Source organism: Enterobacter sp. 725m/11, assembly GCF_011683705.1.
GTDB classification, from domain to species: Bacteria; Pseudomonadota; Gammaproteobacteria; order Enterobacterales; family Enterobacteriaceae; genus Enterobacter; species Enterobacter bugandensis.
In genome coordinates, this window is record NZ_JAAQOK010000074.1 from 1 (window position 1) to 14768 (window position 14768).

Below are 14768 nucleotides of genomic sequence, written 5' to 3' on the forward strand. Positions count from 1 at the left end.
TCCGTCGTCGGCAGCGTCAGATGTGTATAAGAGACAGCTTATAGTGTGATCACCATCACAATATATCGTTATGCCACCAACAACAAAATCAATAAAACTTAAAAACTTGTTGTATCCCCCTACGCTTTGCGTCAATTTATGTGCCGAATATTTTCCCGCGCAGTAATAAAAAATTTATATGTATCGGCGCGGGCGACATCTGATAGCGCATAGAGGGTCTTTTTTCGTGGCAAGTGCAAACAAACTTACACTCTTCATCGTGATATTCATGCTGGCGGGTATTCTTTCAGGGGCGGCAATTCACGAGTACGCATCTGCGGATGCCATCAAAGCCTGGTCGGATAATATTACCCTTCTGACCGATATTTTCCTCCGTCTGATCAAAATGGTTATTGCGCCACTGGTCTTCAGCACGCTGACCGTAGGCATTATGAAGCTGGGAGAAACCTCCACCATAGGCCGGGTGGGCGGCAAAGCGATGGTATGGTTCATCAGTTCATCCGTGCTTTCTATTCTGGTCGGACTGTTTATCGTTACGCTGGAGCGTCCGGGAAGCGGCTTGAACCTGACTATTCCAACCGAGGCGGTGGATACCGGTCTGGCCGTGGGCGGAATAACGCTGAAAGCGTTCCTGTCTCACACCATTCCCACCAGCATCGCGGGGGCGATGTCGAACAATGAGATCCTGCAGATAGTGGTGTTCTCGATGTTCTTCGGCATCGGCGGCGCGTCGCTGGGGCAGAAATTCAACGCGCCGCTGGTGGCCGCACTGGATGTGGTTTCCCATATCATGCTGAAGGTAACGGGTTACGTGATGTACGTTGCGCCGCTGGCCATCTTCGCGGCGATCTCCTCCGTCATTGCCACACAGGGTCTGGGCATCCTGTTGAACTACGCCTCCTTTATTGGCGGCTACTACGTTGCCATTCTTCTCACCTGCTTGGTGCTGCTGGCCGTGGGTTACATGGTGCTGAAAAAAGAGGTGTTTCGCCTGGTCAGCATGCTGAAAGATCCGGTGCTGGTCGCATTCACCACCAGCAGTTCTGAAGCGGCCTACCCTAAAACGCTGGAGCAGCTGGAGCGCTTTGGCTGCTCGCGCAATATCGCCTCTTTCGTTCTGCCGATTGGCTACTCCTTCAACCTCGTGGGGTCAATGGTGTACTGCTCGTTTGCCTCGATGTTTATTGCGCAGGCGTACAACATTCACCTGAGCTTCTCTGAGGTGACGGTGCTGATGTTAACCCTGATGCTGGCGTCAAAAGGCATTGCGGGCGTGCCGCGTTCTTCGCTGGTGGTGCTGGCCGCGACGATCCCAAGCTTTAACATTCCGGTGGCGGGGATCCTGCTGCTGATGGGGATCGACCACTTCCTGGATATGGGGCGTTCCGCGATTAACGTGCTGGGGAACGGGATTGCGACGGCGATGCTCTCGCAGAATGAAGGTGCGCGGGAAGCTGAAGCTGAAGCTGAACTGGTAAAGCAGGAAGCGTAATGGCATGAAAAAGGGTGAGGCCTGATGCCCTCACCCACAGGGAGAGGGAGCAAACACTAAAAACGGCAACCTGGGTTGCCGTTTTGCATTTACCTACGCTACATGATTCGCCGCGATATCCAGCAGCGCCATCTCTTCGCTGTTCAGCAGCTTTTCGATGTTCACCAGAATCAGCATACGCTCGCCGAGCGCCCCCAGGCCGGTCAGGTATTCGGTCGACAGCGTGACCGCAAACTCCGGCGCAGGACGAATCTGGTCAGAGGTCAGGGAAAGCACGTCAGATACGCCATCCACCACGATACCCACCACGCGCTGTCCCAGGTTCAGGACGATCACGACGGTATTGTCGTTGTAGTCAACGTCACCCTGGCTGAACTTCACGCGCAAATCCACGATTGGCACAATCACGCCGCGCAGGTTGGTGACACCTTTAATAAACGCTGGCGTGTTAGCGATGCGGGTAACCTGGTCGTAACCACGAATTTCCTGCACTTTCAGGATATCGATGCCGTACTCCTCATCGCCCAAAGTGAATACCAGGAACTCCTGCCCTGATGGCTCGCCCGCCAGTTTCGTTACATTACTCATACCGGTCATGTTATTACCTTCTACTTAATCAGGCGGCTGTGTACGCCACACGTTGTTCACGATTTAATCCCTGAAGCGCCGACACGTCGACGATCAGCGCCACGCTACCATCCCCCAGAATGGTGGCAGCAGAAATACCCGGCACCTTGCGGTAGTTGCTTTCGAGATTCTTCACCACCACCTGGTGCTGACCAATCAGCTGATCGACCAGCAGCGCGTAGCGACGGCCCGCGCTTTGCAGGATCACCACGATACCCTGCGTGGCCTCGGTCTTCGCCCCGTCCACTTCGAACACTTTCCACAGCTCGACCAGCGGCAGGTACTCACCGCGCACTTCGAGAACGCGCTCGCCGCCCGCCAGCGGATGCAGATCTTCTTCACGCGGCTGGAGGGATTCCATCACCGCGTTCAGCGGCAGAATGAAGACTTCGTCCGCGACTTTGACCGACATGCCGTCGAGGATCGCCAGCGTCAGCGGGAGCAGGATGCGGATGGTGGTGCCGGAGCCCTGTTTAGACTGGATCTCAACGTGGCCGCCCATCTCCTGAATGTTACGTTTCACCACGTCCATGCCGACGCCGCGTCCGGAAACGTCCGTCACCTGCTCGGCGGTCGAGAAGCCCGGCGCGAAGATCAGCATGCCCACTTCTTCATCGGTCATGTTTTCATTCACCGCCATCCCCTGTGAAATGGCTTTCGCCAGGATGCGCTCGCGGTTAAGGCCCGCGCCGTCGTCGGTCACTTCGATGCAGATGTTCCCGCCCTGATGTTCCGCAGAGAGGATCAGATTCCCGACTGGAGATTTCCCGGCGGCAATGCGGTTTTCCGGCAGTTCAATACCGTGGTCGAGGCTGTTACGCACCAGGTGCGTTAACGGGTCGATGATGCGCTCGATCAGGCTCTTATCCAGCTCCGTTGAGCTGCCCATCAGGGTCAGTTCAATCTGCTTATTCAGCTTGCTGGCAAGGTCGCGCACCAGGCGCGGGAAGCGGCTGAAGACATATTCCATCGGCATCATGCGGATGGACATCACCGATTCCTGCAGGTCGCGGGCGTTACGCTGCAGCTGGCCCATGCTGGTGATCAGATCGCCGTGCGTGACCGGGTCCAGTTCGTTAGAACGCTGCGCCAGCATGGACTGGGTGATCACCAGTTCGCCAACCAGGTTAATCAGCTGGTCAACCTTCTCAACGGCAACGCGAATGCTGGTGGACTCACTGGAGCGCGCGGCCGGTTTTTCACCACGGCCAGGCGCCGCGGCCTCTTTTGGCACCGCCTTCAGCACCGGGGCCGCTGGGGCCACAGCCGGTGCGGCGGCCTGGGCAACGACAGCAACCTCTTCTTCTGCAGCCGGAGCTGCTACCGCGGCGGCTTCCGTTTCGAAGGCGATCTGGTCGGCTTCAATGACAAAGCACAGCACCGCCACGATATCGTCCTGACTGATACCGTCATCGAGGGTCGCTGCGAGGCTGTCTTTGCCTTTCACTACGTTACTTAATTTCGCCAGGTTACCCAGCTCTTCTTCCAGCAGGTTAACTTCGCTCTCTTTCAGGCGTGACAGCACAACGCGCAGCTTGCCCGCTTGCGCGGCGGCTGGCGCGGCCTCTTCAGCAGCAACCGCATCGACAACGCTCAGCTTTGCCGCAGGGACAACGGCTGCAGCGACCTCACCTTTTGCTTCCAGGGCGAGCTGGCGCAGCGCATTGCAGATGTATTCAAAGCTGGCGGCATCAGGCTCTGCCGAACTTTTATAGGCGTCGAGCTGTTCCTGCATAATATCTTTGGTTTCCAAAAACAGGTTGATAATGTCGGTATTGAGCTGCATCTCACCGCGTCGTGCTTCATCAAGCAGGTTTTCCATTAAATGGGTCGTTTCCTGCAGGATGGTAAATCCAAACGTTCCGGCTCCGCCTTTAATAGAATGCGCCGCGCGGAAGATGGCATTGAGCTGCTCGGAGTCCGGTGCTTCGGGCACCAGATCGAGCAAATGTTGCTCCATATCCGCCAACAGTTCGTCGGCTTCATCAAAGAATGTCTGGTAAAAATCGCTAATATCCATGCTCACGCTATCACCTCGGATTGGCTGGTGGCGATGTTGGAACGGCAGCCGCAGGGACGGCCCCAGGCTGTTTTAAATCGTCCAGTGACTCATTCTGACTTTCGGCGTTTTCGTGCAGGATGGCCTGCTCCGCCTGCTGGTTCAGCACTAAAAGACTGATACGACGGTTGATGGCGTCATCCGGCCCGCGGTCGGAGACCCGCATGGTTGCTGCCATGCCGACCACGCGCAGTACCTTGCCATCATCAAGCCCACCTGCCACCAGCTCGCGACGCGAGGCGTTGGCACGATCGGCAGAAAGCTCCCAGTTGCTGTATCCCTTTTCCCCACTGGCGTACGGGAAGTCATCCGTGTGGCCCGAAAGGCTGATTCGGTTAGGAATGCCGTTCAGCACCGGCGCAATGGCGCGTAAAATATCGCGCATGTACGGCTCAACTTCCGCACTCCCGGTTTTAAACATCGGGCGGTTCTGGCTGTCGATAATCTGAATACGCAGCCCTTCCTGGACCAGATCGATTTTCAGGTGCGGCCGCAGCGCGCGCAGTTTAGGATCCGCTTCAATCAGCTGGTCGAGATCGCCACGCAGTTTTTTCAGACGCGCCTGCTCCATCTTGCGTTTCAGCTCGTCGATGTTCGGCTCTTTTTTCACCTCACCCTTCTGCTGGGTGTAATCATCGCCGCCGCCAGGGATCGGGCTTTCGCTGTTAGAGATACGCGGCCCACCGGTAACCGCCGTCGCCAGCGGGGTACGGAAATATTCGGCAATCTGGATAAGCTCCTTCGGGCTGGAGATGGAGATCAGCCACATCACCAGAAAGAACGCCATCATTGCGGTCATAAAGTCGGCGTACGCGATTTTCCAGGAGCCGTGGGAACCGTGCCCGCCGCCCTTGTGCTTGCGTTTTTTGACGATGACGATCGGATGGGACTGGTTTTTCATGCGTCCTCAGTTGTCGTCTGTTGGTTTGGGTTTTTCACCGCGCGCACGTGTTCTTCAAGCTCGATAAACGACGGACGCTCGCTGGAGTAAAGCGTTTTACGGCCAAATTCAACCGCGATCGGTGGCGCGTAACCGTTGAGGTTTGAGAGCAGCGTGATCTTCACGCACTGCATCATTTTGGTGGTTTCCGCGCTTTTCTGGCGCAGCACGCTTGCCAGCGGAGAGATAAAACCATAAGCCAGCAAAATACCGAGGAAGGTGCCCACCATCGCATGGGCAATCAGCGCGCCCAGTTCAGCCGCCGGACGGTCCGCCGAGGCCAGGGCGTGTACCACCCCCATGACCGCCGCCACGATACCAAACGCCGGAAGGGAGTCGCCAACCAGCGCCAGGCTGTTGGCCGGCACTTCAGATTCGCTTTCGTGGGTTTCGATCTCTTCGTCCATCAGCGCTTCGATTTCGAAGGTATTCATGTTGCCGCTGATGATAAGACGCAGGTAATCGACGATGAAATCCAGCATCATGGCGTCCGCCAGAATGCGCGGATAGCTGGCAAAAATTTCGCTCTCTTTCGGGTTTTCGATATCCCGTTCAAGCGAGAACATCCCCTGCTGACGCGACTTCGCCATCAGGCGATAGAGCAGCGCCAGCAGATCCATATACATGCTTTTGGTGTATTTCGAGCGACGGAACAGCAATGGAATTGCCTTCAACGTGCCCTTGATCGATTTACCGTTGTTGCCAACGATAAAAGCCCCTACCCCTGCGCCGCCGATGATAATAAGTTCAGCCGGTTGATAGAGTGCTCCAAGGTGCCCGCCGGTCATCATGTAACCGCCGAAAACTGTACCGAGAACTACCAGGTAACCTAATAAGATAAGCACGACATCATCCTTCCGCTAGTGACTATGGCAAGGACGTCCAGCTCGCAGCGTTTACCGTTTGCGGGGTAAAAAAAAGCAGCGGTAATGACTTACCGCTGCTGGAATCTTGCCCACACGTTCGGGTTAAACAGCTTGTTCGATCTGTTCATCCAGCAGTTGTGGAATAATATCGGCAGCATCCCGGGAAAGTTTACGTCTTTTTACTGCGCGGGACGGCGGCTGACATAAACTACAGGCGAAGCTGCCTGCAGGCTGATGAGCATGGGTAATAAAATTGCCGTCGCAGCAATTGCAGCGCGACAGTTCAAGCATTCCGCTCTCAACAAAACGCACCAGCGTCCATGCGCGGGTCAGCGCCAGCAGAGGGCCTTCTTCCTGCTGTGGGCATTGTTCAAGGTAAAGTTTGTACGCTTTGATAACGGCGTCTACGCCGCTACACAAACCGGTTTTGAGAAGATACTGCCAGGCATTACAGAACATGGAAGCGTGGATGTTCTGCTCCCAGGTCATAAACCAGTCCGTAGAAAACGGCAGCATGCCTTTCGGCGGGGGACTACCGCGTAACTCTTTATACAGTTTGATGAGGCGACCACGGCTCAGCTGAGTCTCGCTTTCCAGCATTTGTAAACGAGCACCCAGCGTAATCAGCTCCATGGCCAGCTGTATGTCACGCGCTTCCTGAACAATGCTTTTTTCGCTCATTGCTAGGCCCTTTTCTTACGGGCTGCGTCATCAGGCTGACTGATGTCGCTAAGCAAGCGAGTGGAGAGCAGGATACCGGTATGGATCTGTTGCAGATCGTCCACGCGGGATTCCTGCGTCAGACGCGTTATCGTCTGCGGATTATCAAAACGGAACTGGCACACCAGTTGATTCGTTTCCGCCAGTTTTACCATCTGAGGGAGGGTTAATCCGCCCAGCATGGTTGCCATTTCTTCGTTAATACCCAGACGAAACATCGCGGACGCTTTGTCCTGACTAATTAAACGCTGCGCGAGCAGTAAATATGACAAATTGATGTCATAGATATGTTTTAGCAACTCGGATGTATGCATTGTTCCCATCCCGAATAACCAACTATTATTTTTATGCGGAAAGACCGCACCCCGTGATGTCGCCGGGAAATCACCCGGTATAAAAAAGAAAAGGCTAAATGCATAGTTGAATCTAGGTTTGTATTCATCCAAACGCGCAAGGGATGCAACGCGGTTACATCTCTTACAGGTTTTATCATTTCTTACAAATAACTAAGATTTTTCCTAATTCGACGCAAACTCTACTCGCCAGATTTGACACATACAATGCAGCCACCCTCAAATTTAAAAAAAATGTGATCCACGTCACACAATTTAAGTGAATGTTACCCATAAATCCATCAGTATGACTTCTAATTTGCTCATTTTTTAAGCAATCAGCACTGTTTTGTATTCTTAATCGACGAATACTCATGCATAAGCTTGAGAATAAGTGGCACGCAATGTGCTTTTACCCGTGCGTGCAGTATCAGCAATCGTTTACATCACGTATGCGTCAGGGACACATTTTGATTACTTCGATAAAACATAGAGTTATGCATTTCTTGCAAAAAAATTGTTTCATTGCGTGATCATTCGAAATGCGTTTATAACTTGTTAGAACGATTTAATAGTGAAAGCGAGGATTTGTGTGAGTTACGTTAAGTTGTTAATTTTTTTCATTTAGGCGCATTTATCAGTTATTCTTCTTATAAGAATAATTAATGAATAATTATGATAAGCTTCACACTAATGTCGTATTCAAGTCTTGCGAAACCAGGAAATTCGCGGTAATGGTGATGAAACGCTGTCTGTCAGACATCTAAGGAGTGCGCCATGAGTTACTCCCATCTTCTTGTTTCTGTTGCCGTTTCCCCCGAAAGCCACCAGCTTGTCGCCCGGGCCGTTTCCATCGCCCGGCCGCATAATGCGCGCATCAGCCTCATTACCCTCGCGGCCGAGCCCGAGATGTACAATCAACTGGCGGCCCCGATGCTGGAAGATATTCGTGAGGTTTTGCAGGAGGAAACGCAGCAGTTTCTGCGAGAGCTTGTCGAAAAAGCAGAGTACCCCATTGATGAAACCGTTATTGCGACGGGGGAACTGAATGCCCATATTCTTAATATGTGCCGCAAGCAGAATATTGATTTAGTGATTTGCGGGAACCATAACCACAGCTTTATATCGAGGGCTACCTGCGCGGCAAAATCTATTATCGCCTCAAGCCAGGTTGACGTGCTGTTAGTCCCGCTTGGGGGGGCTTAACCCCCCCAGAGGAATATCAGGCGAGTTTAGGGAAGGTCGCGATCTTTTTTTGCAGATCGCCTTCGTGACTTTGCGGGGCTATTTCGCGTAGATCCTGAATAAAACGCGCCTGCCAGTGATTTATATCGTTATTCCGGATCGTCTCCATCATTTCGGCATGGCGGGAAATTCGCTCCGTCAGCGGCATGGTCAGCGCGCGGTTGAGGGCATTTGCCACATCATCCCGATCGTAAGGGTTAACGAGCAGCGCTGAGGTCAGTTCGTTCGCTGCCCCTGCAAACTGGGAAAGCACCAGCACGCCCGGATCCGCCGGGTCCTGAGCCGCCACGTACTCTTTTGCCACCAGGTTCATCCCGTCACGCAGCGGCGTAACCAGGCCAACGTCAGCGTAGCGGAAGACCTTCATCAGGATCTTACGGTCAAAATGCTGATTCAGATAAAAGAGCGGCGTCCAGCCCAGTTGGCCGTAGCGCCCGTTGATGCGCCCTGCTTCTGTCTCCAGCTGATGACGAATATCCTGATAGGCCTGCACTTCCCCGCGCGACGTTGGCGCGATCTGGGTATAGCGGATTTTACCGTGGTGCTGAGGGTATTTATCCAGCAGCGTTTCATACGCCAGGAAGCGTTCCGGCAACCCTTTGGAATAATCCAGACGCTCTACCGAGAAGATATTCTTCACGTGCTTGAGTTCATTCTTAAGCTGGGCCAGCTTCGGCGGCAGCGGGCCCGAGGCCTGTTCCGCAATTTCGTCGGGTTCAATACCAATCGGATAGACCTCGGTATGGAAGGTTTTGCCCCACGCCGTATGGGTTTTGCCGCCGTTGGTTACCAGGCGCGTTTTGCCTGACACGGAGTCCAGGAACGCGAGACGGTCATTTTCGGTCTGGAAGCCCAGCAGGTCATAATCACACAGCGCCTCCAGCAGTTCTTCATGCGGCGGCAGCGCGGTGAAAATTTCCGGCGTCGGGAACGGAATGTGCAGGAAGAAGCCAATCCGGTTATTGACTCCCCTTTTACGCAGCTCTCTGGCGAAGGGGAGCAGATGATAATCGTGGATCCATAAAATATCGTCTTCCTCAATTAAAGGCAGCAGTTTATCCGCCAGCAGCGCATTCACCCGCGAGTAGCCCTCGAAGGATTCACGCTGGAATTTCACCAGGTCAAGACGATAGTGAAACGCAGGCCACAGGACCGCGTTGGAGAACTGCGAGTAATACTCGTCATAGTCTTTCTCTTTGAGCGCAAATGATGCCCACGTAATGTTCCCGCGCGTCACCTTTTTAAGCGGTTTCTCTTGTTCATTGATTTCACCGCTCCAGCCAAACCACAGCCCGCCAGCAGCTTTTAAGGCACCTAATACCCCTACCGCCAGGCCACCTGCACTGGCTTTTTTATCATCAGGCGGTGCAATTCGGTTAGAGACGACGACTAAGCGACCCATAATGGTTTCCCCCTTTGTTTTGCGCTATTTGTTGTTGTTGCTGGTTAGCGATATCAGAAATCCACTGCCAGACGGCCTCGACATTCGCCAGACGCCATTCAGCGACAGTGTCACCAGGCCCTACCTTGACGGCGATCCCTCCGGCCTGTTTCACCATGCGAAAACCGGCCTCATCGGTCAGGTCATCGCCAAAAAATACCGGTGTACGTCCCTTAAATGGCGGTTCCGCCATAAACGCCGCAATAGCGGCCCCCTTATTGATGCCCTCAGGTTTTATCTCAACGACGCACTTCCCCGGCTGCAGCGCGAGCTGCGGATGTGCATCGGCCACGCTGCGGGCAATCGCAAAAATCGCCGCTTCGTGATGCGGAGCCTGCCGATAATGCAAGGCGAACGCCATGCCTTTCGCTTCCAGTTCCGTGCCCGGGAGCGACGCCAGCGCCGAGGAGAGTTCAGTATGTAACGCCTGAATTAAGGTATCGGGGAGTGATACAACATGCAGTTGATCATGGATATCGCGGCGCTCCGCTCCGTGTACACCGGCCAGCGGAAAGTGGTAAGGACTGGCGAGCACATCCAGCTCGGCCATTGAGCGCCCTGAAATCAATGCCAATGCGCCCTCGTTCAGTCGAGAGAGCTGCTGCAAATTCTCTAGCACCGTATCCGGTACGACCACGTCGTCAGGATGCGGCTGGATCCCGGCGAGCGTCCCGTCGAGGTCAAAAAAGAAAGCATATTTTCCGGGCAGTACAGGCGGTGCGGTTAACAAGTCAGCCACCCTAATCCTCCTTACGGTTTACGAGAGGTAAACGCCTTTACCTCTTTCATAGCCATGTAAGTATAGACAGTGTGATGGGCCTCGCCATTTGACAACCGCCCCGCCAGCAAAACTGGCGAGGCGGTTCAGAGGTCAACTATGGTTATTAGTTGAGCAATAAAAAGTCAGCGCTGGGGTTACACGGTACGCTTCGCTTTTTGCTTGTAACGGTCGAAAATCACGGCTGCCAGCAGGATCAGGCCGCGCACGACGTACTGAGAGAACGGCGAAATATTCAACAGGTTCATGGCGTTTTCCACCGTGCCCAAAATCAGGATACCGGCCACCACATATGAGATTTTTCCGATGCCTCCCTTGAGGGAAACGCCCCCTAAAACGCACGCCGAGATGACGATCAGCTCATAACCGATAGACGTCATTGGCTGGCCGCTGGTCATACGCGACGCCAGGATAATCCCCGCCGCGGCGGAGACCAGCCCGGAGAGCACGAAGATAATAATCTTGGTGCGTACAACCGGCACCCCTGCCAGACGAGCCGCTTCTTCATTGCCGCCGATCGCCAGCGTATTACGGCCAAAGGTGGTGCGGTTCAGCAGGAAGCCGAACAGGATCAGGCAGGCCACGGTGAGCCAGATAGGCGCAGGCAGGCCCAGCCAGTTGGCGTAGCCCAGCGTAAAGAAGCGCTCGTCTTCAATCCCTACCGCTTTACCGTCGGAGATGATATAGGCCAGACCGCGGACTATCTGCATCGTTGCAAGCGTGGTAATCAGGGCATTAATCTTCAGGCGTGCGATAACAAAACCGTTCACCAGACCGCTGATCACGCCAAGCAACAGACCGGCAAAAACGCCAATCCACAGGCTTTCCGTCATGTTGATCACCACCGCCGTGGTGACGCCCGCGCAGGCGATAACCGAGGCCACCGACAGGTCGAAATCACCGGAGGCCAGACAAAAGAGCATGCCGCAGGCCACCATGCCGGACATGGAAATCGCCAGTCCCAGCCCTTTCATATTAATGAAGGTGGCAAAATTAGGGACGAAGATTGCACAGGCGATGAAGAGTGCGGCAAAGACCACCAGCATGCCGTACTGATCCCAGATGCGTCCAAAACTAAAAGCCGACTTCGGCGCTCCGGATGTAGTAACAGAGGACATCATTAACTCCTTACTCAGGCGACAGCCTGGCTGACTTTAGGCATGGCGAGGTTCAACGCCTGTTGTTCATTCGCCTGTTCATGAAGTAATTCACCGGCGATTTCGCCTTCGCGCATCACTACAATGCGGTCAGCAACGCCAAGCACCTCAGGCAGATCGCTGGAGGCGAACAGCACCGCCACGCCGCGTTTTGCCAGTTCATATATCACGTTGTAAATCTCGTGTTTTGCGCCCACATCGATACCGCGCGTCGGCTCGTCCAGCAGAATGACCTTCATATCCTCCGACAGCCAGCGGCCTAAAATGGCCTTCTGCTGGTTTCCTCCTGACAGATTCATAATCAGCTGTTCCGGTCCCGGCGTTTTGATATTCAGCGAGCGAATATGATGGTCGGCGTTGCTCGACTCCCAGCCGTCGTTAATCAGGCAACCCGCGCGGATAAATTTACGCCGGGCGGAAATGTTGATGTTGTCGCGCACCGAATGCACCGGAATGATCCCCTCCGCCTTGCGGTCTTCCGGGCAGAGCATCATCCCGGCCCTGATTGCGTGGGCGGGTTTCTGGATATCCACCTGCTCGCCGTCAATGGAGACCTGCCCTGCGGTAATGCGTGTACCGCCGAACAGCCCTTTCATCAGCTCGCTGCGCCCCGCCCCAACAAGGCCAAACAGACCGACGATCTCACCGCTGCGTACGGATAACGAAACCGGCGTTCGCACGCCCGGCGCTTTGACGTTGTCCAGACGCAGGCGCTCGGGGCCGTACTCGCGCGGTTTCCAGTGATAGATATCGCCCAGATCGCGCCCGACCATCGCCTGAACAAGCTGGTCATGGTTAACCTGCTGCATATCGGTAAAGGTGCGCACATAGCGCCCATCCTTAAATACGGTGATGGCATCGCTCAGGGCAAATATCTCCTCCATGCGGTGCGAGACGTACAAAATGGTGCGGCCTTCCTGCCGCAGCTCGCGGATCACGCGGAACAGGTTTTCGATTTCACGCGCGGAGAGCGAACTGGTGGGTTCATCAAAGGCAATAACCCTGGCGTTACGCGCCAGCGCCTTGGCAATTTCAACCATCTGCCACTGGCCGATGGAGAGGTATTTCAGCGGGGTCTGGGGATCGACGTCCAGACCAAGATGCTTAAGCTGCAGCCCCGCTTCATAATTAAGTAGCGAACGATTCACCACGCCGCTTTTGTGCGGAAGCTGGCCTAAATAGATGTTTTCGGCCACGGTCATCTCAGGGATGAGGTGCAGTTCCTGATAGATAATGGCGACACCGGCGTTGAGCGCCGCCGTGGTATCGGCAAAGGCCACCTCTTCACCGCGAATGGCCAACGTGCCGGTTGTTGGCGCGTAGTTGCCGCTGAGGATTTTTAGCAGCGTGGATTTCCCCGCTCCGTTTTCCCCCATCAGGGCATGAACCTGGCCGGCATAGCAGTCGAAGCTGATATCGGTCAGCGCGTTAACACCGGGAAACGTTTTCCCGATGCCGCGAAAAGAGAGATACGGATTAGACTGTTGCATAACGACTCCGTGATTCCTGTAGTGTGTACGTCTGGCCCCTTACGGCGAGTAAGGGGCACAATCACAGCGTATTACTTACCGCCCAGTCCCTTTTTCGCCAGTTCCTCTTTGAAGTTGTCGCGGGTAATCAGCACCACGTCGGTCACTTCGGTAAATTTCGGCGGTTCAGCCCCTTTGGTGACCCAGTTGTAGAGCATTTCACTGGATTTGTAGCCGTGAACGTCCGGGCTTGGCAGCAGAGAGCCGTAGAAGCCGGTGGCCTGCGCTTTGGACAGCTCGCTCACCGCATCCACGCCGTTGATGCCGATCCCGATAACGTCAGGCGCCTTGAAGCCCTGACCTTCCGTCGCGCGCACGCCGCCCAGCACGGTGTTGTCGTTCATGCCGACCACCAGCCAGTGCTTCACTTCCGGGTGCTGGACCAGCATAGAGTTCGCCGCGTCAAAGGCGCCCGGGATGTCGTTAGATTTGGTTGGCACTTTATAGATCTGTTTTTCAGGGAAGCCGGCCGCTTTCAGCGCGTCCATTGAACCGGTCGTACGACGACGCGCCGTGTCCAGCTCGTCTGCGGTGATGGCCATGACGGCGGTCTCTTTCACATCCCAGCCGCGTTTCTGCATTTCTTTATAAAGCTCCTGCCCCTGACGTTCCCCAATTTTGGTCGCCGCCATCATGACCAGCGGAACGCTGTCCATCGGTTTGCCTTTGGCGTTAACGAACTGATCGTCAACCGCAATAACCTTCATGTCGTAACCGCGGGCTTTCGCCGCAATTGCCGATCCGAGTTTTGGATCCGGAGTGCAGATAACAAAGCCTTTCGCGCCGCTGGCCGCCAGGCTGTCGATGGCGTTCAGGGTTTTTTCACCATCCGGCACGGCGATTTTAATCACTTCAAAACCTAAATCTTTTCCGGCTTTATCAGCGAATTTCCATTCGGTCTGGAACCAGGGTTCTTCCGGCTGTTTTACCAAAAAACCGAGTTTTAAATTCTCAGCGATAGCGGATTGTGACATAACGGCAGCCAGACCGATGGCCGCCAGCGCTTTAGTAAATTTGTGCATGGTAAACTCCAGCTTTAGCATTCTTTTCTGTAGGGAAGATTTGCGTGCTTCTTATTTAATCGGACTTAAAACAAGGCATTAGCGCTTACCTCGTCATAAGCGTTATTGCTGGTGATAGTTTTAGCGGGAAATTAATCATCCATAAGAGAGCCCCATCACACCGCAGAATTACAGTAATTGCGTACATAAATTCAGCGAAAAATGACATAAAAGAGGCAGGAATTGTCTGACAAATGGAAGCAGGGTAAGCAGAATTATCCATAAGATTAGCTAAGAAATCCCTGATGCCTTACGGCGGATGTCGCTGCAGCTCTCCCCTGACGGGGATCCATGCTTTTCATCAAAAAAACGAACGCGTCATGAAAAGGCGTTATTCCGTTAAAATTGACTTAGCGCAAATTCAGCAACGCATCATATATTTGAAATGAATAATCTGTATTTATTTTTCTTACAGAGCATTATTCCGGCTAAATGTTCACGAAAGTAAATCAGTATCCCTCTAAAGACACTTAGCCTTTAATATCTGTCTCTTATACACATCTGACGCTGCCGACGACGGA

Annotated in this window: 13 protein-coding genes; 2 read left to right on the forward strand and 11 right to left on the reverse strand. The window is 54.0% G+C overall.

Going from position 1 to position 14768, the window contains the following annotated elements; genetic code table 11:
• Window positions 1-226: 226 nt before the first annotated feature.
• The gene (locus tag HBA26_RS21470; RefSeq protein WP_166721040.1) at window positions 227-1492 is read left to right on the forward strand and encodes a dicarboxylate/amino acid:cation symporter; all 1266 of its coding nucleotides are present in this window, start codon (window positions 227-229) and stop codon (window positions 1490-1492) included.
• Between the two features lie 93 nt (window positions 1493-1585).
• Here HBA26_RS21470 and cheW read toward each other — a convergent pair whose 3' ends face one another.
• From cheW to flhD, 6 genes are all read right to left on the reverse strand, one after another.
• Window positions 1586-2089 (reverse strand): chemotaxis protein CheW, encoded by a 504-nt coding sequence (gene cheW / locus HBA26_RS21475; protein ID WP_014884351.1) that lies wholly within the window; start codon window positions 2087-2089, stop codon window positions 1586-1588.
• Window positions 2090-2108: 19 nt separating this feature from the next.
• Window positions 2109-4145 (reverse strand): chemotaxis protein CheA, encoded by a 2037-nt coding sequence (gene cheA, locus HBA26_RS21480; RefSeq protein WP_028013652.1) that lies wholly within the window; start codon window positions 4143-4145, stop codon window positions 2109-2111.
• 4 nt (window positions 4146-4149) lie between these two features.
• Window positions 4150-5079 (reverse strand): flagellar motor protein MotB, encoded by a 930-nt coding sequence (gene motB, locus HBA26_RS21485; protein ID WP_028013653.1) that lies wholly within the window; start codon window positions 5077-5079, stop codon window positions 4150-4152.
• Window positions 5076-5963 (reverse strand): flagellar motor stator protein MotA, encoded by an 888-nt coding sequence (gene motA / locus HBA26_RS21490; protein ID WP_008500417.1) that lies wholly within the window; start codon window positions 5961-5963, stop codon window positions 5076-5078. The genes motB and motA overlap by 4 nt, the downstream gene beginning before the upstream one ends.
• Before the next feature lie 123 nt (window positions 5964-6086).
• The gene (gene flhC, locus HBA26_RS21495; RefSeq protein ID WP_013096051.1) at window positions 6087-6665 is read right to left on the reverse strand and encodes a flagellar transcriptional regulator FlhC; all 579 of its coding nucleotides are present in this window, start codon (window positions 6663-6665) and stop codon (window positions 6087-6089) included.
• A gap of 2 nt (window positions 6666-6667) precedes the next feature.
• A complete protein-coding gene (flhD, locus tag HBA26_RS21500; protein WP_028013654.1) occupies window positions 6668-7018 on the reverse strand; it encodes a flagellar transcriptional regulator FlhD in 351 nt (116 codons plus the stop codon).
• A gap of 795 nt (window positions 7019-7813) precedes the next feature.
• Between flhD and uspC the strand changes: the two genes are divergently transcribed.
• On the forward strand, window positions 7814-8242 hold the full coding sequence (uspC, locus tag HBA26_RS21505; protein ID WP_063437716.1) for a universal stress protein UspC: 429 nt from the start codon (window positions 7814-7816) through the stop codon (window positions 8240-8242).
• Between the two features lie 16 nt (window positions 8243-8258).
• On the opposite strand, the gene otsA is transcribed toward uspC, so the two are convergent.
• The 5 genes from otsA to araF form a co-directional block, all read right to left on the reverse strand.
• Window positions 8259-9683, reverse strand: a complete 1425-nt coding sequence (gene otsA, locus HBA26_RS21510) for an alpha,alpha-trehalose-phosphate synthase (protein WP_028013656.1) — start codon at window positions 9681-9683, stop codon at window positions 8259-8261.
• Window positions 9658-10461 (reverse strand): trehalose-phosphatase, encoded by an 804-nt coding sequence (gene otsB / locus HBA26_RS21515; protein ID WP_126345766.1) that lies wholly within the window; start codon window positions 10459-10461, stop codon window positions 9658-9660. Before otsB ends, otsA begins: the two co-directional genes overlap by 26 nt.
• Before the next feature lie 176 nt (window positions 10462-10637).
• The gene (gene araH / locus HBA26_RS21520; protein WP_032644894.1) at window positions 10638-11618 is read right to left on the reverse strand and encodes an arabinose ABC transporter permease AraH; all 981 of its coding nucleotides are present in this window, start codon (window positions 11616-11618) and stop codon (window positions 10638-10640) included.
• Window positions 11619-11632: 14 nt separating this feature from the next.
• Window positions 11633-13147 (reverse strand): L-arabinose ABC transporter ATP-binding protein AraG, encoded by a 1515-nt coding sequence (gene araG / locus HBA26_RS21525; RefSeq protein ID WP_028013659.1) that lies wholly within the window; start codon window positions 13145-13147, stop codon window positions 11633-11635.
• A 71-nt stretch (window positions 13148-13218) separates the two neighbouring features.
• Window positions 13219-14208 (reverse strand): arabinose ABC transporter substrate-binding protein AraF, encoded by a 990-nt coding sequence (gene araF, locus HBA26_RS21530; protein ID WP_008500409.1) that lies wholly within the window; start codon window positions 14206-14208, stop codon window positions 13219-13221.
• Window positions 14209-14768 lie beyond the last annotated feature (560 nt).

What these genes read in the sequence shown, in the direction of transcription:
- cheW (WP_014884351.1), bottom strand. Translation starts at nt 2,089, where the DNA reads ATGACCGGTATGAGTAATGTAACGAAACTGGCGGGCGAGCCATCAGGG.
- motB (WP_028013653.1), bottom strand. Translation starts at nt 5,079, where the DNA reads ATGAAAAACCAGTCCCATCCGATCGTCATCGTCAAAAAACGCAAGCAC.
- flhC (WP_013096051.1), bottom strand. Translation starts at nt 6,665, where the DNA reads ATGAGCGAAAAAAGCATTGTTCAGGAAGCGCGTGACATACAGCTGGCC.
- flhD (WP_028013654.1), bottom strand. Translation starts at nt 7,018, where the DNA reads ATGCATACATCCGAGTTGCTAAAACATATCTATGACATCAATTTGTCA.
- uspC (WP_063437716.1), top strand. Translation starts at nt 7,814, where the DNA reads ATGAGTTACTCCCATCTTCTTGTTTCTGTTGCCGTTTCCCCCGAAAGC.
- otsA (WP_028013656.1), bottom strand. Translation starts at nt 9,683, where the DNA reads ATGGGTCGCTTAGTCGTCGTCTCTAACCGAATTGCACCGCCTGATGAT.
- araH (WP_032644894.1), bottom strand. Translation starts at nt 11,618, where the DNA reads ATGTCCTCTGTTACTACATCCGGAGCGCCGAAGTCGGCTTTTAGTTTT.
- araG (WP_028013659.1), bottom strand. Translation starts at nt 13,147, where the DNA reads ATGCAACAGTCTAATCCGTATCTCTCTTTTCGCGGCATCGGGAAAACG.
- araF (WP_008500409.1), bottom strand. Translation starts at nt 14,208, where the DNA reads ATGCACAAATTTACTAAAGCGCTGGCGGCCATCGGTCTGGCTGCCGTT.